The organism is Hwangdonia seohaensis (assembly GCF_031932625.1).
In the GTDB taxonomy this organism is placed as follows: domain Bacteria; phylum Bacteroidota; class Bacteroidia; order Flavobacteriales; family Flavobacteriaceae; genus Hwangdonia; species Hwangdonia seohaensis.
The window spans coordinates 1,045,363-1,067,163 of sequence record NZ_JAVSCK010000001.1 but is presented as its reverse complement, the minus strand read 5'-3'; the positions used below and the strand labels follow the sequence as shown (position 1 = coordinate 1,067,163).

The following is a 21,801-nucleotide window of genomic DNA, read 5'->3' as shown; positions in this document are numbered from 1 at the left end:
AATTTTAATTGTATATGAGTTTTTAATTATCGTTTTTTAATTTTCAACATTGAAAACAGCGTTTATTACACGTTGTTGTCGTCGTTTATCGCGCGTACTAGACCCCGGTGCCGGCACCGAATTGTATGGTCTTGATATAACTTCTAATTTAACCAAATCAAGGCGTTGCATCATATGGCTCCAAGCGCCCATATTCATGGGTTCTTCTTGCGCCCAAACATAATTTTCAACGTTTGGATAACGGTTAATGATTTGCTGAATTTTTTCTAAATGTAATGGGAATAACTGCTCTATACGCACTAATGCCACATCCTCGTTATTTAATTCTTCTCTTTCAGCCAATAAATCGTAATAGAATTTACCTGTACAGAATACTAGTTTTTTTATGTTTTTCGAATTTACCGAATCATCGATAACTTCTTGAAAGGTATCGGTTGATAATTCTTTTATAGACGAAACCGCTTTGGGGTGACGCAATAAACTTTTTGGCGTAAAAACGATTAGTGGTTTTCTGAAATCGCGTTTCATTTGACGACGCAGTAAATGGAAGAAATTTGAAGGTGTTGTACAATTTGCTACGACCATATTATCATCGCCACATAATTGCAAATAACGTTCTATTCGTGCCGATGAATGTTCGGACCCTTGCCCTTCGTAACCATGTGGCAATAGCACGACAATTCCGTTTTGGGCTTTCCATTTGTCTTCGGCTGCCGATAAATACTGATCGAAAATAATTTGAGCGCCGTTGCTAAAATCTCCAAATTGTGCTTCCCAAATGGTTAATGTGTTTGGGTTTGCCATGGCATATCCGTAGTCGAAACCTAACACAGCATATTCGGATAACAAGGAATTGTAAATATCCATTTTACCCTTGCTTTCAGGGTTTATATTTAAAAGATTGATACGTTCTTCAGAAATTTCATCTCTTAAAATAGCATGACGGTGACTAAATGTACCACGCTCAACATCCTGCCCGGAAATACGCACGTTAAAACCTTCTTCCATCAAGCTACCATAAGCCAAGGTTTCTGCCATACCCCAATCGAGGGTATCGGTTTCAAAAACCATTTTCGCCCGACCATCTAAAATGCGTTCGGCTTTACGTAAAAACTTAACGCCTTCGGGAACAGTTGAAACGACTTTTGATATGTGTTCTAACTTTTTCTTTGGGTAACTTGTATTAACAGTTTTAAGCATTGCTTCCAACCCTTGACGCTTAAACGCCGTCCAACGCTCTTGCATAAACTCACGAACTATTGAAGCATCTTCTTCTTTGGATTTCGTGTATTCCCTTTCCAAAGTATCCTTAAAATCAGATACGATTTTATCCAAATAGGCTTTGTCAATAGTGTTTTCAGCTATAAGTTTATCCGAATAAATTTTAAACGGATTTTGGTGCTTTGCTATATTTTTATAGAGTTTAGGCTGTGTAAAACGTGGCTCGTCACCTTCGTTATGACCATATTTACGATAGCCCAATAAATCGATATACACGTCTTTTTTATAACGCATTCTGTATTCCAGAGCCATTTCTACGGCATGTACCACCGCTTCGGCATCATCAGCATTTACGTGTAAAACGGGTGACAATGTTACTTTTGCAACATCGGTACAATACGTACTGGAACGTGCATCGAGATAATTGGTTGTAAAACCGATTTGATTGTTTACCACAATATGAACGGTGCCACCGGTTTTATAGCCGTTTAGCTGGCTCATTTGTGCCACTTCGTAAACAATGCCCTGGCCTGCAATGGCGGCATCGCCATGTACAACTATTGGGATTATTTTAGAGTCGTCGCCATCGTAATCCGTATCTATTTTTGCTCGGGTAATCCCTTCGGCAACCGATGCAACGGTTTCTAAGTGTGATGGATTTGGCACCAAGTTCATCTTGATGTTCTTTCCGTTTTGGTAAGTTTTATCAAGTGTTAATCCCAAATGGTATTTTACATCGCCATCAATATTTTCGTCTTCAAAATCTTTTCCATCAAATTCGCTAAAAAGCTCTCTGAGTGGCTTTCTAAAGATATTTACCAGCGTGCTTAAACGCCCACGATGCGCCATACCCAAGACGCATTCTTTTACACCGTATCTTTCAACCGCATAAAAAAGCACGTTACTTAGTGCAGGTATTAAAGATTCGCCACCTTCCAAAGAAAAACGTTTTTGCCCCACATATTTGGTTTGCAAAAAGTTCTCGAAAGTAACGGCTTGATTTAACTTTGAAAGTATATATTTTTTCGTTTCAACTGAAAATTTCGGCTGATTTTCATTTTTATTCAATTGCTCTTGCCACCATTTTATCACCTCAGGATTGCGCAAATACATATATTCCACACCTATTGAACTGCAATAAATGTTTTCTAAATGCGATATGATTTTGCGTAAAGGCTGAGCGCCAATTCCTAAGTTTTCGCCGGCGTTAAAAACCGTATCCAAATCACTTTCAGAGAGATTGAAATTCTCTAATGCTAAAGTTGGTGTGTAAGTTCGTCGCGCTCTTACGGGGTTTGTTTTGGTAAACAAGTGCCCCCGCATTCGATAGCCATCAATAAGCCTAACCACTTGAAATTCTTTTTGAACATGCTCTGGAATTTGAGTGGAAACACCTTCAATAATTTCGCCTTCCAATCCGTAATTCTCTGTGCCAAAATCGTAACCTTGAAAAAAGGCTCTCCAACTGGGTTCAACCGTATCAGGATTTTGTAAATACTGATCGTATAAATCAGCAAAATATGCTGTATGTGCTGCGTTTAAAAATGAAAATTTATCCATTATTATTTTTAATACCGTGTAGGTTCGTCAAAATATTTCTCAAAAATACAACTTTTACTAAAATTAGATGTTTCTTTTATTATATTTATAAGTAATTATTACCCATTTATAAATCAAGCTGTTGTTTAGTATTAAATTTTTGATGATTTCTAATTTTATTTCATTATGCATTCGTTTATAAACACAAAAACCTGTCTTCTATTTTTATACCTGTTTGTAGCTACAAATGTTATAATGGCACAGCAACAAAACCATGATTTTTGGCAACAAGTTAGGTTTGGAGGCGGTATTGGCTTAAGCTTTGGCGATGGCTATTTTAGCGGTACTATTGCCCCAAGTGCCGTTTATGAATTTGATAGGAATTTCGCTTTTGGTTTAGGGCTTAACGCAACATTTAACAATCAAAAAAATGTTTACAAATCCACCATTTTGGGCGGCAGCTTAATTGGATTTTTTAATGTTATAAACGAATTACAGATTTCGGGCGAATTTGAGCAACTTAACGTTAACCGAACCTACAATGTTAATTTGAATTTAGACAAAGATAATTATTGGGTTCCTGCTTTATTTATTGGTGCTGGTTACCGAAATGGCCAGGTCACTTTTGGTATTCGATACGATGTGTTGTACGATGCCGATAAAAGTATTTACGCCAATGCTTGGGCGCCTTTTGTTAGGTTTTATTTCTAAAATAAATCCTCGCAAAATCAATCTTTTTTATTTAAAAATTCGTTGTCTTTATTTTTATCTTCTTTTTTTAAAAATTTTATGTGAACAAAACTTCGTTTTCACACAAACCCTTGCTAAGTAAATCCCTGTCTGTCATTAGGTTATATGCCTAATCAAATTGAAGCTGCAAAACAAAAAAGACAAGTTTGTCCTAAATATGACAAATATCATATTTTACATCTTTGTTTGATTGTAATTTTGTGACTTAAATTAAGAAAATATGAAATCAACACTAAAATTAATGACCATTTTATTTGCTACGCTACTTTTTAGTTGTGGTGGCAAGGAAGAAAAAAAGAAAGAAGGATTCTCTTATCAAAAGAAAGCTCCAACAGAAAAAACTACTACAACAAAAAAGGCTGAAAAAGTTCCTGCATCCAAAACTGTCGATTTAACCAATAAAGGTGTTGGCCCTATTACGTCTATAACATTAGGTGCAGAAATAGACCAGAAAATGGCAGCTCATGGCGCTGATGTATTTAAAAATATGTGTACGGCTTGCCACAGACCCGACAAAAAGTTTATTGGTCCAGCTCCTAAAAATATTTTAGAACGTAGAACTCCAGAATGGGTTATGAACATGATTTTAGATCCAGAAGGCATGGTTAAAAACGATCCTTTAGCTAAAGACTTATTAATAGAGTTTAACGGTTCTCCAATGGCAAATCAAAACTTAACAGAAGAAGAAGCCCGAGCTGTATTGGAATATTTTAGAACCCTAAAGTAAGTAACACAACTAAAAACCATAACTAATGAAAACTACTAAACTACTGTTTTTGGTTTTTGCATCGGTAGCATTAATGTACTCTTGTAAAAACGAAACGAAACAAACCTCAACGAACTCTACGGCTACATCAACTGAAAGTGCATCTGAAGAACGTACAGGACAGGCTTTTATTGAAGATGATGGATCTACACCTAATGTCCTGCAAATAGCAATTGGCTCTGCAGACCACTCTACATTAGTGGCGGCCGTTCAAGCTGCGCAACTGGAAAATGCATTGGTAAATGCAGGTCCGTTAATGGTTTTTGCACCAACCAATGAAGCTTTTGCCGCTTTACCGGAAGGTACCGTTGAAAACCTGTTAAAACCAGAAAACAAAGATGCTTTGGCCAATATTTTAAAGTACCACGTAACTCCTGGAAATTACTCTAAAGACTTTTTGAAGAAATTTAAAAAACTAGGACAAGCCAACAATGGCTATGTAAAAGTTGAAGTTGTAGATGGAGAACCCCTAATTGGAGGCGCAAAAATTATTGCCAGCGTACCAGCAGGAAACGGGATAGTACATGTAATTGACAAGGTATTATTACCTCCAACGGAAGAATAAAAAAAACACTAATCAAATTCTATATAACAATGAAAAAAATATTTAAAATAAGCGTTGCAGCTTTATGTGTTCTCGTAGCATTTACAAGCTGTAATAACTCGGGTAAATCAGGTGGAAAATCTGGAGCCTTAGCAAGTAATATTGCTGAAAAAGTATATGTTGCTCCCGGTGAGCACGACTCGCATTACGCGTTTATATCTGGTGGATACAGTGGTAACCTTACAGTTTACGGTTTACCATCAGGACGATTGTTTAAAGAAATCCCTGTGTTTTCGCAATTCCCAACAAACGGTTACGGATATTCTGAAGAATCAAAACCTATGTTAGAAACCTCTTATGGTTTTATTCCTTGGGACGATTCGCATCACCCAGACATTTCCCAAACCAATGGCGTATTAGATGGCCGTTGGGTATTTATCAACGGAAACAACACACCTCGTATTGCCAGAGTTGGATTAAGATCGTTTGAAACGGAAGAAATTATTGAAATTCCAAACAGTGCAGGTAACCACAGTTCATCTTTTATCACAGAAAACACGGAATATGTGGTAGCAGGAACACGTTTCTCTGTTCCAGTGCCTCAAAGAGATATGCCAATTAAAGACTATAAAGGAAACTTTAAAGGGGCGCTAACTTTTATTTCTGTTGATCCAGAGCACGGACATATGGATATTAAATTCCAAGTGTTGATGCCAGGATTTAACTATGATTTATCACACCCTGGACGTGGAAAATCTCACGGATGGTTCTTCTTTACAACCTATAACACTGAAGAAGCAAGTACTTTATTAGAAGTTAACGCTTCTCAAAACGATAAGGATTTTATTGCAGCCATTAACTGGAAAAAAATTGAAGAATACGTGAACAATGGAGGTGGCACTATGATGCCAGCAAACTATGCACACAACATCCTTGATGAAAACACACACATTACCACGTCTACCATGAAAAAAGAAGTGCGTGTAATTAACCCTTCTGAAGTTCCTGGAGCTGTATATTTATTACCAACACCAAAATCGCCTCATGGTTGTGATGTAGATCCTTCAGGAGAATACATTGTAGGTAATGGTAAATTATCTGCTAACTTAACAGTGCATTCATTTACAAAAATGCTAGATGCCATTGAAAATGAGAAATTCGCAGGTGATGCTTATGGCATTCCGGTTTTAAATTTCGAAGATGTATTGGCAGGTTCGGTAGAGCAACCAGGATTAGGCCCTTTACATACTGAATTTGATGGTAAAGGAAACGCTTATACAACCTTCTTTATCTCTTCTGAAGTTGTAAAATGGAAATTAGGCACTTGGGAAGTTATCGACAGAAAACCAACGTATTACTCTGTTGGTCACTTAACCATTCCAGGTGGAAACTCTAGAGAACCTTTTGGAAAATACATGTTCGCGATGAACAAAATTACAAAAGACCGTTATTTACCAGTTGGCCCAGAAATGGAGCACTCTGCACAATTGTATGATATTTCTGGTGAAAAAATGGAATTACTTTTAGATTTCCCAACACATGGTGAGCCACATTATGCTGCCGCTATTCCAGCAGAAATAATTAAAGAAAACTCACTTAAATTCTATAAGCTTGCCGATAACAAACATCCGCGTAAAGCTACCAACGAAAGTGAAACCAAAGTGGTTAGAGACGGTAAAAACGTGCATGTTTACATGACCTTAATACGTAGCCACTTTACACCAGATAACATTGAAGGCATTAAAGTAGGAGACAAGGTATTCTTCCATGTTACCAACTTAGAGCAGGATTTTGATGTACCTCACGGTTTCGCAATGATTGGCGCTAATAATGCCGAATTGTTAATCGCTCCTGGACAAACCAGAACCTTAACATGGGAACCAAAACAAGTTGGTGTATGGCCATTCTATTGTACAGATTTCTGTTCAGCGCTACACCAAGAAATGCAAGGTTATGTTCGCGTGTCTCCGGCAAATAGCAATGTGCCTTTAAAATGGTCATTAGGAGAAGATATTGAATAAAAATTAGAGAAATTTTGTTTTAGTGTTTATTTCTCTAAATAAGGCGAGGGTTGATATTTCGCTCTCGCCTTTCTTTTTAAAACACTATTATCTGTTTACACAGAAACCTCACTCAACCCAATAACTATCAACATATAATATTATGAAAAAGGCTGGCATAATAATGATTATAGGATCATTACTGTTATTAGGACTTTTTAAATTTCCTTTATGGAATATCATGCTTGGTGCCCCACAATATCCAGACCCACTTGGTATGAATATTTATATTGATGGCATACAAGGTGTCGAAGAATTCGATTTACAAAACATTGATGGGTTAAACCACTATATAGGTATGAAAACGATACCTAAAGCAGATGAAATGTGGGAGTTCGCCGTATTTCCAAAAGTTATTTTGGGCATGGTAATCTTGGGTGTTGTTATTGGTTTATTAGGTTTCCTTAAAAAAATAAGCTACAAATTTTTCTTGGGCTGGTTTGTACTCATGTCTGTATTAGGAATTTTAGGTATGTACGATTTTAACAACTGGCTAATCGATTACGGTAGCAATCTAGACCCACATGCTATTTTAAAATTAAATAATCCAGATGGTACGCCCATGACCTACAAACCACCATTATTCGGATTTCAAAAACTATTAAATTTTGATGTTACCTCATTGCCACATACGGGCGGTTATCTTATGTTTGTGGGAATGACATTAACACTTGTTGCGTTCTGGTTGGGCAGAAAAACAAGCTTAAAAAAAGCAACGCAATAACACCGCATTTTTAAAACACTAAAATCATGCAAACACTAAAACACTATTCAATTATTGCATTATTACTGATATGTTTCAGTTGTGATGTAAAACCAAAACCAATAAACTACGGAAGCGATGGTTGCCATTTTTGTAAAATGACCATTGTTGATAAAGTCCACGCCGCAGAAATTGTAACCAAAAAAGGCAAGGTCTATATGTTTGATGCCACAGAATGTATGATCCATTTTATGGACGAATTCGACACTTCTGAAATTAAACTTTACCTATCCAACAACTACACAGAACCCGAAGCTTTAATTGATGCTACAAAGGCCACTTTTTTAATTAGCGAAAACATCCCAAGCCCAATGGGCGCCTTTCTATCGGCGTTTAAAAATAAAGCTGACGCTGAAAAAACACAGGCTGAAAAAGGAGGCGACTTGTATACCTGGACCGAATTACTAGCAAAATTTAAAGACTAGTACCATGAAACATATTATCGTTTTTTTATCCGCCATCTTAATGGCTAACCTAACTATGGCACAAACTATCGAGGTTTGCGGCAGTTGCAATATTTCTACTTTAAAAGAAGGCATTGCACAAGCTAAAGATTTCGACACCATTATTGTTAAAAAAGGTACTTACAAAGAGCACAACATTAAAGTAGACAAACCATTAACCATTATTGGCGAAAATTATCCGGTAATTGATGGCGAAGCAAAAGGTGAAATCATCACCGTTACCTCTGATAATGTTACGGTCGACGGCTTGTTTATTATAAACGTTGGCACAAGTTATACTGAAGACTATGCCGCTATTCGCGTAAAAAACAGTAAAAACTTTACCATTCAAAACCTGGTTTTAGAAAAACTCTTCTTTGGTATTTATATTGAAAGATCAAGAGACGGTAAAGTGTTTCATAACAAAATAATTGGTGATGCCGTTGAAGAATACAACTCGGGCAATGGCATACAGTTGTGGTACAGTAAAAATGTAGACATCGAACACAATTTTGTGCAACACGTTAGAGATGGCATCTATTTAGAATTTTCAGATTTTTGTACCATAAAAAACAACGTAAGCTCTTTAAATGTGCGTTATGGTCTGCACTTTATGTTTTCTAATGACGATATGTACCAAGACAATATATTTGAAAACAATGGTGCCGGAGTGGCCGTTATGTTTTCAAAAAGAATAAAAATGTACAATAACATTTTTAAGGAAAATTGGGGTACCGCATCTTATGGTTTACTTCTAAAGGAAATAAACGATGCCGAAATACAGGGCAACACATTTAAAGATAACACCATAGGCATTAATGTTGAAGGCTCTAACAGAATCAACTACATAAACAACAACTTTATAAGTAATGGTTGGGCCTTAAAAGTTCGCGGCGCCTGTTATGCCAACCTCTTTAAAAGCAACAACTTTTTGTATAATTCCTTTGATGTTTCTTATAACAGCAAGATTAACGATAATGGTTTTGAATCTAATTTTTGGAGCAACTATACAGGTTACGATTTAGATAAAGACGGCATAGGCGATGTGCCCTACAGACCCGTAAAATTGTTTTCATATATTGTAAACAGAACACCGGAAACCATTATTTTACTGCGTAGTTTGTTTATAGATATTATTGATTTTTCCGAGAAAGTATCCCCTGTTTTTACGCCAGATAATTTACTGGACAATAAACCTAAAATGAAAAAAATAACATGGTAAGCATTCAAAATTTACATAAAAAATTCGGTAAAAACCAAGTTTTAAGCGCGCTAGATTTAGAAATTAGCGAGGGCGGTATTTTTGCTGTTCTGGGTCCTAACGGCTCTGGTAAAACCACATTGATAAAATCTATTTTGGGCATGGTTATACCCAATAAAGGCGCCATTTCCGTACTTGGAGAAAACGTAAGAAAGAATTCAGATTACAGACATAAAATCGATTATTTGCCGCAAATTGCCAACTTCCCGAGCAATTTAAAAGTAAAGGAATTAATTAAAATGATTAAGGATTTGCGCAAACACACCGATGAAGACGAGCGTTTAATCAAGCTTTTTAAATTAGAGCCGTTTTTAGACAAAAAACTGGGCACCCTTTCCGGAGGTACAAAACAAAAAGTAAACTTGGTATTAACCTTTATGTTTGATAGTCCGTTAATTATTCTAGACGAACCCACAACAGGCTTAGACCCTATTTCGCTAATTCGATTAAAGGATTTAATTCAAGTAGAAAAAGCCAAAGGAAAAACCATTTTAATAACCTCGCACATTATGAGTTTTGTTGAAGAGGTTTCCGATGAAATCGTATTTTTATTAGAAGGTAAAATTTACTTTAAGGGCACCATTTCAGAATTAAAAAACAAGACCGAACAACCCGATTTCGAACATGCAATCGCATCAATACTTTCAGAAAACCATGCTTAAAATATTAAAATACAGTTTTTACGACCTCATGCGCAGCCGTTGGAGTTACGTTTATTTTGCATTCTATTTAATGCTTGGTATTGTACTCTTGTTTTTAAACAACGACCTTTCAAAGGCTGTGATTACTTTAATGAATGTTATTATAGTTTTAGTACCATTAATCGGCACCATTTTTGGCGTGATGTACTACTACAACTCCAAAGAATTTACCGAACTTTTATTGGCGCAACCCTTAAAACGGTCAAGTATATTTTTGGGTCAATATTTAGGTGTTGCACTATCGCTTTCAATGAGTTTGATTTTGGGCTTGGGCATCCCGTTTGTATTTTACGGGTTGTTTGAAAGTAGTGCCATTTGGGATTTTTCGTTGCTGCTCATAACGGGTACTTTTTTAACCCTAATATTCACGGCATTGGCTTTTAATATCGCTTTATCAAACGAAAATAAAATCAAAGGTTTTGGTTACGCCATTTTATTGTGGCTATTTTTGGCGGTGATTTACGACGGGCTGTTTTTAATGACTTTAATTTTGTTTGAAGATTACCCGTTAGATAAGTTATCGTTGGTTGGCACCATGCTCAATCCTATCGATTTATCGAGAACGCTCATTCTTTTAAAATTAGATATTTCGGCACTATTAGGATATACGGGTGCTGTTTTTAAGCAATTCTTTGGCACTAATTTCGGATTGATTGTATCCACGATTATGCTAACGGCTTGGGTAATTTTTCCGGTCCTGAGAATTATATTCAAATCAAAAAAGAAGGATTTTTAGTTTCAATATGAATTTAGCAAAAGAATATCTTTTCTTTCATTGTCCTTAATGTGACATAATCGGTTCGTTACCCGAACTTGTTTCAGTGTCGTGTTCAACAAATGATTATGAGATGCTGAAACGGGTACAACATGGCGTTACGTTTTCTGTATTACGGATTGAGGATATGCAATTTTTTTTTATATTCCCTTAACATTATGACAAATATCATGTTTTCAGATTAAATCTAAATGTAAATTTGATTTCAATTAGGACAAAAGCATCCTAATTACCAATCACAACTAACTAATAGAATATTTTATGAAAACTGACCAAGAATTATTTAAAAGGAGTCCATTCTGGATTTTTTTAAGTTTAGTTACTTCTAGTTTTATTTTTATTTCTTGCATTAATAGCGAGGAAAAAGTTTACGAAAATGCTGCAGATATTCCAACGGGATATGAAATGCAAGCAGAACTAACAGCACCTCCTAATGTCCCAAGAGGCGTGGGAAGAAGAAAAGCCAAAAAGCTAATTGTTAATATGGAAATTCTTGAACAAGAAGGAACCATGACAGATGGAACAACCTACATGTACTGGACATTTGGAGGTTCGGTACCAGGAAGTTTTATTAGAACACGCGTTGGTGACGAGGTAGAGTTTACACTATCAAACCATCCAGATAATAAATTGCCACATAATATAGATTTACATGCTGTTACAGGTCCAGGAGGTGGTGCCGAATCTTCTTTTGTTGCTCCTGGCTATGAAAAAACATTCTCATTTAAAACATTAAACCCAGGCCTTTATGTATACCACTGTGCAACAGCACCAGTTGGAATGCACATTGCAAACGGTATGTATGGTCTTATCTTGGTAGAACCTGAAGGTGGTTTACCTCAAGTAGATAAGGAATATTATATAATGCAAGGAGATTTTTACACCAAAGGAAAAAATGGCGAAAGAGGATTACAACCGTTTGACATGCAAAAAGCAGTAGATGAAAAAGCGGACTACGTAGTGTTTAATGGACGAGTTGGCGCATTAACAGGTGAAAACGCTATTACAGCTAAAGTTGGAGAAACTGTTAGACTTTATGTAGGTAACGGAGGACCAAACTTAGTATCATCTTTCCATGTTATTGGCGAAATATTTGACAAAGTATATGTTGAAGGAGGAGATTTAATTAATGAAAACATCCAAACAACACTAATACCCGCTGGAGGAGCTGCCATAGTAGAATTTAGAGTTGATGTACCTGGTTCACTAGTATTGGTAGACCATTCTATTTTTAGGGCATTTAACAAAGGGGCTTTAGGAATACTTAAAGTAGAAGGTGAAGAGAATAAGAAAATTTATTCTGGTGAAATTCGCGAAGGGATTTATTTACCTGAAGGTCCTGGCATTCAAGAAATGCCTACAACTGATGAAATTGTAGAATCTAAAACACATGCTAAATCATTTGAGGAGCAAATGGAATATGGCAAACAAGTGTATATGCAGACCTGTTTTGCTTGTCACCAATCGGAAGGTCAAGGTATTCCAAAGGCATTTCCTCCATTGGCAAAATCAGATTACTTAAATGCCGATGTTAATCGTGCTATCGATATTGTTGTTAATGGTTTGTCTGGAGAGATTACTGTAAATGGTGAAAAATACAACAGTGTAATGACTAGGCAAATGATTTCATCTGAAGAGGTTGCAAATGTATTAACATACGTTTACAACAGTTGGGGCAATTCTAAAAAAGTGGTTACCAAAGAAATGGTTGATAAAGTTAAAAACCGATAATAATAAAAACATGAATTTTAGCCAAGTCTTTAGATTATTGTTTGTTTTAGTGGTTTTTCAAACAACATTGCAAGCTCAAACTAAAGACATGGCTTTCATTGAAGGAAGTAGATATATTCCCTTATACGGAAGAGACTCAACAGTAGTTGAAGTGAAAGATTTTGAAATGGATATTTATCCTGTTTCCAATTCCCAATATTTAGATTTTGTGAAAAAGTTTCCAAAATGGCAAAAATCAAAAGTCATCAGATTATTTGCTGACAAGAGTTATTTAGCCAATTGGGAAACCGACTTTAAGCTTAAAGATTCCGAAAAATCAAATAGTCCTATTACCTACGTGTCCTGGTTTGCAGCCAAAGCCTATTGCGAATGTCAAGGCAAACGCTTACCAACGGTTGATGAATGGGAATATGTAGCTATGGCAGACCAAACAACCAAAGATGCACGTGTTAAAGAAACCTATAACGAGCAAATATTAGCTTGGTACGAAGCCACACGATCTAACGAAAGCAATATTGGTCAAACTCCAAAAAATGTTTGGGGCGTTTATGATTTACATGGTTTGGTTTGGGAGTGGACATTGGATTTTAATTCTGTATTAATTAGTGGAGAATCACGTAAAGACACAGATAAAGATAACAATTTATTCTGCGGAAGCGCTTCTGTAAACACTACAGATTTAATGAACTATGCTGCTTTTATGCGCTATGCCATTCGTGGTAGCTTGAAAGCGAAATATTCTATGAAAAATTTAGGATTCAGATGTGTTAAAGACATTAAAATAGAAAGCAAAGAAGAAAGCAAATGAAACATATTAAAATATTACTTTCTGTAGTCGTATTACTTTTAGTAACAACGTCTTGCAATTCAGAAAAATCAAATAAAGCACAACACACATTAGCCGTTTATCAATGTCCTATGCAATGCGAAGGGGATAAAACATATAGCGAAAACGTAAGTTGCCCAATTTGTAAAATGGATTTAAAGCTTATTGATGAAAAATCTTCAAAAGCATTAAATGATTTCGAAATTTCAGATGAATCTATTTTTAATTTAAACACAAAATGGAATACAGAAGAAGGTAAGGCCATTCAATTAAAAGATTTAAAGGGAAAAAATTTAGTAATGGTTATGATTTACACATCTTGTAAAGCTGCTTGTCCAAGATTAGTTGCAGATATGCGCAATATTGAAGCTAAAATCCCAAAGGAAAAACTAAAAGATTTAAATTTTGTTCTGGTTAGTATAGATCCGAAAATAGATAATCCAAAACGTTTAAAAGCTTTTGCCATTGAAAACAAAATGGATGATGAACATTGGACATTCTTGCAAGGTTCAGAAAGTGGTGTTCGTGAATTTGCCAATGTACTCGCCATGAAATACAAACAAATTTCACCTATAGATTTTTCACACTCCAACATTATAAGTGTATTTAATTCTGATGGCGAGCTTGTTCACCAACAAGAAGGTTTGGGTGTTGATAATAAAGAAACTGTGCAATACATTCTTCAGCTAACAAAATAAAATATAATTTCTATCGCCAAAATTCATCAACCAGATTATCCTCGAATTTTTCCGGTTGATGAATTTTTTCAATTTGAAGCATTTGCACTTCGGTCGCTACTTTTTGAATTTCAGGAAAAAGCACGCGCTCTTCAAAACGGATATGTTTGTCCAGTTCCTCTTCTATTTTACTCAACGTTTTAGCATCATCATCCGTTTCAGCAAATAATCGTTTTATGCGTCTGTGATCTGCCAACGCTTTTTTTATCAATTCGTTATTCTGCTCTAAAATGGGGAAAATGTGGACTTCTTCCATATCAAAATGCGGAATTAAATGTTGTTTAAAAAACCAATTGGCGTAAACCCTTATACGTTTTGGTTCGATATTTTTGCTAAATCCTGAGCGTATTTTCCAAGACAAAAGCAATCCGTGATGATGCTCTCTGCTTAAGGGTTGCAAAGCTTTATGTCGTTTTTGCGGTTTGTGTTGCATAATTTTTTTGAGTTATAATATTATATAATAAAAAACCAATTCCTAAGGGTAATAATATACTAAAAAGAAAAAGCAATAGGTAGTAATTTGGTACTAAGCCGTTTCCAAAGTAAAACTTAACACCCTGAATTGCAAGCAATAGTTCGGTTAAAACAAATCCAGAAATAAAAGTATAAATGCCCATATACAGGCTTTTGCTCTGCCTTACCAATGGGCTTTGTATAATAAATAAAAACAAAAATCCCGTAATAACACCAAGCATTAAAAGATGAATAAACCCAACAACCAAGTTGCGGTGTGTATAAACCAATTGCGAAAACTCAGGAAACAACCCTAATAACTGTAGGCCTATTTTTAAAACAAAGCAACATATTGAAAACCAAAATAAATGAGTAACGAGTTTTGGCCGCTGTTTTAATACCGTTGAAAATTTTGGTTGTATCAATTTTAAAAAGTAGTACCCCATTAAAAGCTGCAATATGGTGCCCAAACCATTACCATAAAGCAACAAATTATGTGGTGCGAACCATTGGATTGGCAATGCTAAAGTAAGTACGGTTGATGCAACCAATAGTTTGAAAAATCGTCTAAACAGCTTTGAGTCTTCAACCTGAAACACATGAAAAAACACAGCTATTACAGCTATTAAAAACCAACCGTTAAACTGAAAATGCAAAAAGAACTGTATCGCAATTTGATAAAAGGCCGATGCCTGTCCCAACATGGAAACCGCAGGCCCCAAACACCAAACCCCAATGGTGGATAACACCATATACACCAACGCTGTTTTGAGCAAATATTGAATTACTACAGATGCTGTTTTATGGTGTTTCCAAACCAAATACACAAAATAATAACTGCATAAAATGTGCAATGTTGAATACGTAATGGAAACCGCCGCATAACCCTGAAACGGAAAACTTAACAGCATACCAATAACCGCAATTTCCGTAAGCCAAAACAAGCGTGTAAAAACGGGTTTTTTATCTGGAATAAAATAATGAACAATTAATGCAAACAACATTAAATACACCCAACCTAACATGGCAACGTGCGAATGTGCGTGGGTTAAAAAACGATAATTTACACCAATATCTCCTACAAAAGCGTAGCGCAATGCCAATCCCATTAAGGCTGCGATTAAAAAATTAATCAAACAAACAACAGTAAATTTTTTAACCATTTTTGGCGTTTTGCTTTTCCGACTTTAAAATTACCAAAATAAAATGCTTTTTACTTCTAAACTAATTTTAAACAAAAATCCCGGAATGTTTTAGGGAAAACTTTCCAGGATTTTCTAATAGACCTAAGTCATTGTTAAAGCTTGCTATTAATTAAATTGTTGTTCTAGCTTTATAGCCTTAGGGAATAGAATATTGTTTTCTAAATGAATGTGCAGGTGTAAATCTTGTTCAAATTCCTCCAACATCGCATAGGTTACGCGGTATGTGTTGCACGCATCTGCTGGCGGGTTATAATCATTTGTAAGTGCTGCAATTTCTCTAAAACGCTCGCCTTCGTTATCGTGTTCTTGCATCATCATTGCAATGGGGTTTTCAACCGTTCCGAATTGTGGCGATTGTACAGCGCCTTGGCTTAATGTTGCCGAAACCATCTTTTTTACAAAAGGAAATAATATAAGCTCCTCTTTTTTCATGTGTGCGGCCAACTCGCCTGCCGATGCTGTAAATAGTTCGTTTACCTTAAATAATTCTGGGTGACGCTCGCCATGAACGCGACATAATTTATCTAAAAACTGACGTAATACAGGAATTTTTTCTTCTACATAACGGTGGTGTTTTTTCTCGATATAATCAATCAGTAAATCTAACGGCCACGATTTGTAGTCAATAGATTCGCCTCCTTTATTGTTTAAAACGCTATGCAACTCGTCCAATAAAACATTGCTATCTATCCCCTTTTTTTCGCAAGCTTCATTGATACTTCGGTTGCCGTTGCAGCAAAAATCTATTTTGTATTTCGAAAAAACAGCTGCTGTTCTATAATCTTCGGCTACAAATTGCCCTATTTGTTTTTCTGAATCTTTTTGTAATGTTACCATAATTAATTGTTTATTTCGGATAATTTTATCCTATTTATATTCAAATTTTTTTAAACCTTTAAAAACGAAGCACCCGATTTTATATTAAGTGCCAATTCCTCTAAACTTGTGTTTTCCAACATGTGCTTTAAACCGTCTCGAATAGCTTTAAACTTATCGTGCACCGGACACGGATGCGCTTCGTCACATTTATGCAAACCCAAACCACAGCCGTTGTAAATGGAATCGCCATCAATGGCTTTTACAATTTGGTTAAGTTTAATAGTTGCAATTTTATCCCTGCTAATCTCAAAACCGCCATAAGCTCCTTTTATAGAGTTTATTATATCATGTTTTACCAAGGCCTGTAAAATTTTGGCTGTAAATGCTTGTGGGGAATCTATTTCCATTGCAATTTCTTTGGGGCTTACACGTTTGCCTTCAAATGAATTTGTTGCAATAAAAATGGATGCTTTTATACCATATTCACAAGCTTTAGAAAACATATTATCGTTTTTATTTGGTGCAAATATATAGCATTATTTTAATTAGGACAAATTTATCTTAATTAAAATTTATTTTTATACCACACTTTTTGCCATTCGCGTTTTAATATTAAAAACGATACGTCTTCAGATAGTTTAAGAATATCTTCCCCATCCAAGGCTTTTACTTGCTTTTCTGAAACATCAACAATATAAAGCAGGTTTAAATACGAGGTAAATTTTTCTTGAATGAGTTTATAAACGGTTTCGTGGAGTAATAATTTTAAGCTTGATGGTAAGATGTCTTCGTGAAAATCCAAATCGATATTGGCCAGTAAAAAATCCTTATTGAGCTGTTTTATCAATTTATGATACAAATCGGATTGATTTGCTTCTTCAATCAATGCTTCGAACGTTGTTGGTAATTGCATAAGTTAGATTTCCGTCTTCGCGGAAATAAAAAATTAATTATTTATACATCTCTGTTCATTAAGCTCGTTCCAAAGTTTTTTAAAAGTACCTTTTTATCATCAGAAATATGTAAAGCCTCCAAAACCAAAAAGGCCTTTTTCGTATACGCTTCAATAGCTTTTTTCGTGGCTTCGGCAGAACCTGTCGATTTAAAAATTTCCTTTACAAGTGCTACTTTATTTTCGGGTGCATCAAAATTATTGGAAAATAGTTTTTGTAATTCCGCCCTCTGGGTTTCGTTTGAAAATTCAAGCGCTTTTATGTATAAATAGGTTTTTTTGTTTTCAATAATATCGCCACCAACCTGTTTGCCAAAAGTTTCCGGATTGCCAAAAGCATCTAAATAGTCGTCTTGCAATTGAAATGCGATACCCAAATTTTTACCAAACTCGTAAATGTTATTCTGATCTTCCGCGGAAGCGTTCGCAACAATAGCGCCCATTTTCATGGCAGCACCAACCAAAACAGCGGTTTTGTATTCAATCATTTTTAAATAGGCTGCAACGGTTACATCGTTTTTAGTTTCAAAATCGATATCGTACTGCTGGCCTTCACAAACTTCTAAAGCCGTTTTACTGAACAATTTTGCCAAAGCTTGAAAAATATTGGCTTCATAGTTTTCAAAGAGTTGGTACGCCATAATTAACATGGCATCGCCCGAGAGGATGCCCGTATTTACATCCCACTTTTCGTGTACTGTTTTTTGTCCGCGGCGCAAGGGAGCATCGTCCATAATATCGTCGTGCACCAAAGAAAAATTATGGAACACCTCAATACTTAAAGCAGCGGGCAATGCTTTTTTATAATCGTTGCTAAATATATCGGCAGTCATTAAGGTTAAAACCGGACGCAACCTTTTGCCTCCTAAATTTAGGATATACTTAATGGGATTGTATAATGTTTGAGGTTCTTTTACCGTTGAGTAATTATCTAAAAACCCAACAAACTCTGTTCTGTATTTTTCTATAAGATGCATCGAGCAAAAATAGCGTAATTCATCATAATTAAAAATTTGCGTGTAAAGGATATGTTAAAAAAATATTAAAACTTTGGAAACTTTTTTGGTTTTTAAAGTTTCCTATTGTAGTTTTGCCACCTATTATGAGAGAAAAAATATTACTAGGCGCAACGGATTTGTTTTTAAACTACGGGTTTAAAAGCGTGACCATGGACGATATAGCCAATGCTTTGGGCGTATCTAAAAAAACCATTTATCAGCATTTTCAAAACAAAACGAAACTGGTTGAGGCCACTACCCTGGACTTATTTCATTCTATTTCTTGTGGCATAGACCATATTTGCTCGTTGGACAAAAACCCGATAGAAGAAATTTACAGTATTAAAAAGTTTGTTATGGAGCATTTAAAAGATGAAAAATCGTCTCCACAATACCAGTTGCAAAAATACTATCCAAAAATATTTAATGCGCTAAAACACAAACAGTTTGAAATTATGCAAACCTGTGTTGTTAGCAATTTAAACAAAGGCATAAATCAAGGTTTATACAGAGACACCATTCATGTTGATTTTATAGCAAGATTGTATTTTAATACCATGGTAGCCATTAAAGACAAGAATTTGTTTCCGCTAAAAACATTTTCAATGGATATGCTCATGAACAACTATTTAGAATACCACTTACGGGGCATTTGCACACCAAAAGGACTCGAAATTTTAAACCAATTAACAACAACAAATCAATCATCAAAATGAAAAGCAAACTTATAATTATTTTTAGTTTATGCTGTTCTATCACCCTGTTTTCGCAAGAGAATGTACTTAGTTTTTCTTTACAAGAAGCTATAGATTATGCCATAGAAAACAACAGAACCTCTAAAATCGCAGCACTGGATATTGAAGCTGCTAAAAAACAAAAATGGGAAACCACCACCATTGGATTGCCGCAAATAAGTGCCAATATAGATTATAACAGTTGGCTTAAACAGCAGGTGTCTTTAATTCCTGCAGAGTTTTTTGGCGGTAACGTAGGCGAATTTGCCGAGGTTGCTTTTGGCACAAAACAAACCATGAATGGCACCGTGATTTTAGAACAATTAATTTTTGACGGTTCTTATTTAGTTGGACTGCAATCGGCCAAAGTGTTTTTGGAAATCTCGAAAAACGCTAAGGAAAAAACCGATTTGGAAGTTAGAAAAGCCGTTATTAATGCTTACGGAAACGTACTTCTTGCCGAAGAAAGTGTAAATATTTTAGAACGCAATATTTCCGTTTTAAAGAAAAACCTCAACGAAACCACAAAAATATACGAAAACGGATTGGGCGACGAAGAAAGTGTCGAACAATTGCAAATCACACTTTCCGGTATAGAAAGCCAGTTAAACAATACCTCTCGATTAAAAACCCTGGCCTATCAAATGCTGAATATAACGTTGGGAACCGAATTAAATGCCAACACCATACTCACCGATAATTTACAAACCCTAACGGCACAAAACATTGTTTTGGAACTACTTAACGCTGAAGAAAATATTGAAAACACCATTGATTATAAAATTTCAAAAAACGATGAAAGAGCAAAAGAACTGCTTGTTAAATTAGAGCAAAGTAAAGCGCTGCCCACTTTAAGGGGATTTGTTAATGCGGGCTATTCGGGCAACAATCAGGATTTTGATTTTTTAAAGAGCGACCAAAAATGGTTTGGCTCATCATTATTGGGCGTAAGCATGAACATTCCTATTTTTAGTTCGGGAGGAAGAAGTGCCGCAACACAACGCGCTAAAATAAACCTTGAAAAAGCCAAGGAAACGCTTACCGAAACCGAACAAAAAATAAAGCTTCAAATCGCATCGGCAAAAAGCGATTACCAATTTGCGATTGAAGATTACGATAATAAAAAACAAAATTTAAACCTCGCCGAACGTATCGAACAAAAAAACCAAACCAAGTTTTTTGAGGGTATTGCCTCCAGTTTCGAACTGAGACAAGCCCAAACCCAACTATACTCGGCACAACAGGAATTTTTACAAGCCATGCTCGATGTCATCAATAAAAAAGCAGCGCTTGAAACAGCATTAAATCAAATATAACAATCAATCAAAAAAAACACTAAACCATGAAATATATCTATTCATTGCTCATCGTTACGCTTCTTATAACCTCTTGCGGAGAAGGTAAAAAGCAATCTGTTGAAAAAGCCATCGAATCGGGGAACTTAGAAACTATGCGTTTAAAACGTGCCGAAATTGTTGCCCAACAACAACAAATAGCTTCGCAATTAAAACAATTGGACGATAAAATTGCGGTATTGGACACCACAAAAAAAGTGCCTTTAATTACAACCTTTAAAGCCAAACACGAGGTATTTACGCATTATTTGGAATTACAGGGCAGTGTTAACACCAAAAAGCTTTTAGTGTTATATCCCGAATACAGCGGCATCCTTACCAAAGTTTATGTAAAAGAAGGCCAATGGGTTAACAAAGGACAAACATTGGCTAAAATTGATGATGGCGGATTGAACCAACAATTGGCCCAAGCCGAAATTCAAACCGCTTTATCCAAAACAACCTTTGAACGTCAAGAGCGTTTATGGAATCAAAAAATTGGTAGCGAAATTCAATATCTACAAGCAAAATCCAATTACGAAGCTCAGGCTAAAGCCGTGAATCAAATCAAGCAACAATTGGCCAAAACCGTTGTGAGAGCACCATTTTCGGGAACTATTGACGATGTTATAACAGACCAAGGCAGCGTTGTTGGCGCTGGGCAAACACCACTTATGCGTATTGTAAATCTTGACGATATGTATATTGAAACCGATGTGCCAGAAAGCTATATTACCAATGTTACCGTAAACAAAAATGTAAAAGTAGAATTCCCCGTTTTAGGTAAATCCATTGATGCCAAAATAAGACAAGCGGGAAACTTTATTAATCCTGCAAACCGAACATTTAAAATAGAAGTGGCAGTGCCAAATAAAGACAAAAGCATAAAACCCAATTTAACAGCCAAACTTAAAATTAACGATTATACTAACGAGAACGCTTTATTAATTCCGCTAAGTATTATTTCAGAAAATGCCAATGGCGAGCAATACATTTACGTGGTAAATAATAAAAACGGTAATAACGAAGGTGTTGCCGAACGTGTTTTTATTGAAACCGGCAAAACCCAAGGCGATGTTATTGAAATTCTTTCGGGCATAAACGATGGCAGTGAAATTGTTAACGAAGGTGCACGAAGCGTTAAAGACGGGCAAGAAGTAAAAATTCTAACACTTCAATAAGTTAGTAG

22 protein-coding genes are annotated in these 21,801 nt (G+C 35.7%); 15 read left to right on the top strand and 7 right to left on the bottom strand.

Annotation, left to right across the window (positions count from 1 at the left end):
* Positions 1 to 36: 36 nt before the first annotated feature.
* Positions 37 to 2,781, bottom strand: coding sequence for a 2-oxoglutarate dehydrogenase E1 component (locus RNZ47_RS04595; protein WP_311937079.1), 2,745 nt, complete (start codon positions 2,779 to 2,781; stop codon positions 37 to 39).
* Positions 2,782 to 3,015: 234 nt separating this feature from the next.
* Between RNZ47_RS04595 and RNZ47_RS04590 the strand changes: the two genes are divergently transcribed.
* The 12 genes from RNZ47_RS04590 to RNZ47_RS04535 all read left to right on the top strand — a co-directional run bounded on the left by RNZ47_RS04590 (position 3,016) and on the right by RNZ47_RS04535 (position 14,078).
* Positions 3,016 to 3,471: an alpha-ketoglutarate decarboxylase gene (locus tag RNZ47_RS04590; RefSeq protein WP_311937076.1), complete on the top strand. Its 456-nt coding sequence runs from the start codon at positions 3,016 to 3,018 to the stop codon at positions 3,469 to 3,471.
* Between the two features lie 259 nt (positions 3,472 to 3,730).
* Positions 3,731 to 4,237, top strand: a complete 507-nt coding sequence (locus RNZ47_RS04585; protein WP_311937073.1) for a c-type cytochrome — start codon at positions 3,731 to 3,733, stop codon at positions 4,235 to 4,237.
* 25 nt (positions 4,238 to 4,262) lie between these two features.
* Positions 4,263 to 4,841: a fasciclin domain-containing protein gene (locus tag RNZ47_RS04580; RefSeq protein ID WP_311937070.1), complete on the top strand. Its 579-nt coding sequence runs from the start codon at positions 4,263 to 4,265 to the stop codon at positions 4,839 to 4,841.
* 29 nt (positions 4,842 to 4,870) lie between these two features.
* A complete protein-coding gene (gene nosZ / locus RNZ47_RS04575) occupies positions 4,871 to 6,841 on the top strand; it encodes a Sec-dependent nitrous-oxide reductase (RefSeq protein ID WP_311937066.1) in 1,971 nt (656 codons plus the stop codon).
* 142 nt (positions 6,842 to 6,983) lie between these two features.
* A complete protein-coding gene (locus RNZ47_RS04570; protein WP_311937063.1) occupies positions 6,984 to 7,604 on the top strand; it encodes a hypothetical protein in 621 nt (206 codons plus the stop codon).
* A 26-nt stretch (positions 7,605 to 7,630) separates the two neighbouring features.
* Positions 7,631 to 8,068, top strand: a complete 438-nt coding sequence (locus RNZ47_RS04565) for a nitrous oxide reductase accessory protein NosL (protein ID WP_311937060.1) — start codon at positions 7,631 to 7,633, stop codon at positions 8,066 to 8,068.
* A 4-nt stretch (positions 8,069 to 8,072) separates the two neighbouring features.
* Complete coding sequence (locus tag RNZ47_RS04560) at positions 8,073 to 9,308, top strand: nitrous oxide reductase family maturation protein NosD (protein ID WP_311937058.1); 1,236 nt, start codon at positions 8,073 to 8,075, stop codon at positions 9,306 to 9,308.
* Positions 9,302 to 10,009: an ABC transporter ATP-binding protein gene (locus tag RNZ47_RS04555; protein ID WP_311937055.1), complete on the top strand. Its 708-nt coding sequence runs from the start codon at positions 9,302 to 9,304 to the stop codon at positions 10,007 to 10,009. Before RNZ47_RS04560 ends, RNZ47_RS04555 begins: the two co-directional genes overlap by 7 nt.
* Positions 10,002 to 10,784, top strand: a complete 783-nt coding sequence (locus RNZ47_RS04550; RefSeq protein WP_311937052.1) for an ABC transporter permease — start codon at positions 10,002 to 10,004, stop codon at positions 10,782 to 10,784. Before RNZ47_RS04555 ends, RNZ47_RS04550 begins: the two co-directional genes overlap by 8 nt.
* Before the next feature lie 300 nt (positions 10,785 to 11,084).
* Positions 11,085 to 12,554, top strand: coding sequence for a copper-containing nitrite reductase (nirK, locus tag RNZ47_RS04545; protein ID WP_311937048.1), 1,470 nt, complete (start codon positions 11,085 to 11,087; stop codon positions 12,552 to 12,554).
* A gap of 10 nt (positions 12,555 to 12,564) precedes the next feature.
* Positions 12,565 to 13,362 carry a formylglycine-generating enzyme family protein gene (locus RNZ47_RS04540; protein ID WP_311937046.1) on the top strand — a complete coding sequence of 266 codons (798 nt, stop codon included), beginning with the start codon at positions 12,565 to 12,567 and terminating at the stop codon, positions 13,360 to 13,362.
* A complete protein-coding gene (locus RNZ47_RS04535) occupies positions 13,359 to 14,078 on the top strand; it encodes an SCO family protein (RefSeq protein ID WP_311937043.1) in 720 nt (239 codons plus the stop codon). Before RNZ47_RS04540 ends, RNZ47_RS04535 begins: the two co-directional genes overlap by 4 nt.
* 10 nt (positions 14,079 to 14,088) lie before the next feature.
* Here RNZ47_RS04535 and RNZ47_RS04530 read toward each other — a convergent pair whose 3' ends face one another.
* From RNZ47_RS04530 to RNZ47_RS04505, 6 genes are all read right to left on the bottom strand, one after another.
* Entirely contained in the window at positions 14,089 to 14,550 is a 462-nt protein-coding gene (locus tag RNZ47_RS04530) for a hemerythrin domain-containing protein (RefSeq protein ID WP_311937040.1), read from the bottom strand.
* Entirely contained in the window at positions 14,522 to 15,733 is a 1,212-nt protein-coding gene (locus RNZ47_RS04525; RefSeq protein WP_311937037.1) for a hypothetical protein, read from the bottom strand. Before RNZ47_RS04525 ends, RNZ47_RS04530 begins: the two co-directional genes overlap by 29 nt.
* Positions 15,734 to 15,880: 147 nt before the next feature.
* Positions 15,881 to 16,612 (bottom strand): iron-sulfur cluster repair di-iron protein, encoded by a 732-nt coding sequence (gene ric / locus RNZ47_RS04520; RefSeq protein ID WP_311937035.1) that lies wholly within the window; start codon positions 16,610 to 16,612, stop codon positions 15,881 to 15,883.
* A 50-nt stretch (positions 16,613 to 16,662) separates the two neighbouring features.
* Positions 16,663 to 17,097, bottom strand: coding sequence for an RrF2 family transcriptional regulator (locus tag RNZ47_RS04515; RefSeq protein WP_311937033.1), 435 nt, complete (start codon positions 17,095 to 17,097; stop codon positions 16,663 to 16,665).
* Positions 17,098 to 17,159: 62 nt separating this feature from the next.
* Positions 17,160 to 17,507, bottom strand: a complete 348-nt coding sequence (locus RNZ47_RS04510) for a hypothetical protein (RefSeq protein WP_311937031.1) — start codon at positions 17,505 to 17,507, stop codon at positions 17,160 to 17,162.
* 41 nt (positions 17,508 to 17,548) lie between these two features.
* Positions 17,549 to 18,523: a polyprenyl synthetase family protein gene (locus RNZ47_RS04505; protein WP_311937028.1), complete on the bottom strand. Its 975-nt coding sequence runs from the start codon at positions 18,521 to 18,523 to the stop codon at positions 17,549 to 17,551.
* Between the two features lie 125 nt (positions 18,524 to 18,648).
* On the opposite strand from RNZ47_RS04505, the gene RNZ47_RS04500 reads away from it, so the two are divergent.
* The 3 genes from RNZ47_RS04500 to RNZ47_RS04490 are packed head-to-tail and all read left to right on the top strand — an operon-like array spanning position 18,649 to position 21,793.
* The gene (locus RNZ47_RS04500) at positions 18,649 to 19,260 is read left to right on the top strand and encodes a TetR/AcrR family transcriptional regulator (protein ID WP_311937026.1); all 612 of its coding nucleotides are present in this window, start codon (positions 18,649 to 18,651) and stop codon (positions 19,258 to 19,260) included.
* Positions 19,257 to 20,594: a TolC family protein gene (locus RNZ47_RS04495; protein ID WP_311937023.1), complete on the top strand. Its 1,338-nt coding sequence runs from the start codon at positions 19,257 to 19,259 to the stop codon at positions 20,592 to 20,594. Before RNZ47_RS04500 ends, RNZ47_RS04495 begins: the two co-directional genes overlap by 4 nt.
* A 26-nt stretch (positions 20,595 to 20,620) precedes the next feature.
* Complete coding sequence (locus RNZ47_RS04490) at positions 20,621 to 21,793, top strand: efflux RND transporter periplasmic adaptor subunit (RefSeq protein ID WP_311937021.1); 1,173 nt, start codon at positions 20,621 to 20,623, stop codon at positions 21,791 to 21,793.
* Positions 21,794 to 21,801 lie beyond the last annotated feature (8 nt).

Excerpts from the sequence above, each read along its gene's own strand:
- RNZ47_RS04595 (WP_311937079.1), bottom strand. The coding sequence starts at position 2,781 with ATGGATAAATTTTCATTTTTAAACGCAGCACATACAGCATATTTTGCT.
- RNZ47_RS04590 (WP_311937076.1), top strand. The coding sequence starts at position 3,016 with ATGGCACAGCAACAAAACCATGATTTTTGGCAACAAGTTAGGTTTGGA.
- RNZ47_RS04585 (WP_311937073.1), top strand. The coding sequence starts at position 3,731 with ATGAAATCAACACTAAAATTAATGACCATTTTATTTGCTACGCTACTT.
- RNZ47_RS04580 (WP_311937070.1), top strand. The coding sequence starts at position 4,263 with ATGAAAACTACTAAACTACTGTTTTTGGTTTTTGCATCGGTAGCATTA.
- nosZ (WP_311937066.1), top strand. The coding sequence starts at position 4,871 with ATGAAAAAAATATTTAAAATAAGCGTTGCAGCTTTATGTGTTCTCGTA.
- RNZ47_RS04570 (WP_311937063.1), top strand. The coding sequence starts at position 6,984 with ATGAAAAAGGCTGGCATAATAATGATTATAGGATCATTACTGTTATTA.
- RNZ47_RS04565 (WP_311937060.1), top strand. The coding sequence starts at position 7,631 with ATGCAAACACTAAAACACTATTCAATTATTGCATTATTACTGATATGT.
- RNZ47_RS04560 (WP_311937058.1), top strand. The coding sequence starts at position 8,073 with ATGAAACATATTATCGTTTTTTTATCCGCCATCTTAATGGCTAACCTA.
- RNZ47_RS04555 (WP_311937055.1), top strand. The coding sequence starts at position 9,302 with ATGGTAAGCATTCAAAATTTACATAAAAAATTCGGTAAAAACCAAGTT.
- RNZ47_RS04550 (WP_311937052.1), top strand. The coding sequence starts at position 10,002 with ATGCTTAAAATATTAAAATACAGTTTTTACGACCTCATGCGCAGCCGT.
- nirK (WP_311937048.1), top strand. The coding sequence starts at position 11,085 with ATGAAAACTGACCAAGAATTATTTAAAAGGAGTCCATTCTGGATTTTT.
- RNZ47_RS04540 (WP_311937046.1), top strand. The coding sequence starts at position 12,565 with ATGAATTTTAGCCAAGTCTTTAGATTATTGTTTGTTTTAGTGGTTTTT.
- RNZ47_RS04535 (WP_311937043.1), top strand. The coding sequence starts at position 13,359 with ATGAAACATATTAAAATATTACTTTCTGTAGTCGTATTACTTTTAGTA.
- RNZ47_RS04530 (WP_311937040.1), bottom strand. The coding sequence starts at position 14,550 with ATGCAACACAAACCGCAAAAACGACATAAAGCTTTGCAACCCTTAAGC.
- RNZ47_RS04525 (WP_311937037.1), bottom strand. The coding sequence starts at position 15,733 with ATGGTTAAAAAATTTACTGTTGTTTGTTTGATTAATTTTTTAATCGCA.
- ric (WP_311937035.1), bottom strand. The coding sequence starts at position 16,612 with ATGGTAACATTACAAAAAGATTCAGAAAAACAAATAGGGCAATTTGTA.
- RNZ47_RS04515 (WP_311937033.1), bottom strand. The coding sequence starts at position 17,097 with ATGTTTTCTAAAGCTTGTGAATATGGTATAAAAGCATCCATTTTTATT.
- RNZ47_RS04510 (WP_311937031.1), bottom strand. The coding sequence starts at position 17,507 with ATGCAATTACCAACAACGTTCGAAGCATTGATTGAAGAAGCAAATCAA.
- RNZ47_RS04505 (WP_311937028.1), bottom strand. The coding sequence starts at position 18,523 with ATGCATCTTATAGAAAAATACAGAACAGAGTTTGTTGGGTTTTTAGAT.
- RNZ47_RS04500 (WP_311937026.1), top strand. The coding sequence starts at position 18,649 with ATGAGAGAAAAAATATTACTAGGCGCAACGGATTTGTTTTTAAACTAC.
- RNZ47_RS04495 (WP_311937023.1), top strand. The coding sequence starts at position 19,257 with ATGAAAAGCAAACTTATAATTATTTTTAGTTTATGCTGTTCTATCACC.
- RNZ47_RS04490 (WP_311937021.1), top strand. The coding sequence starts at position 20,621 with ATGAAATATATCTATTCATTGCTCATCGTTACGCTTCTTATAACCTCT.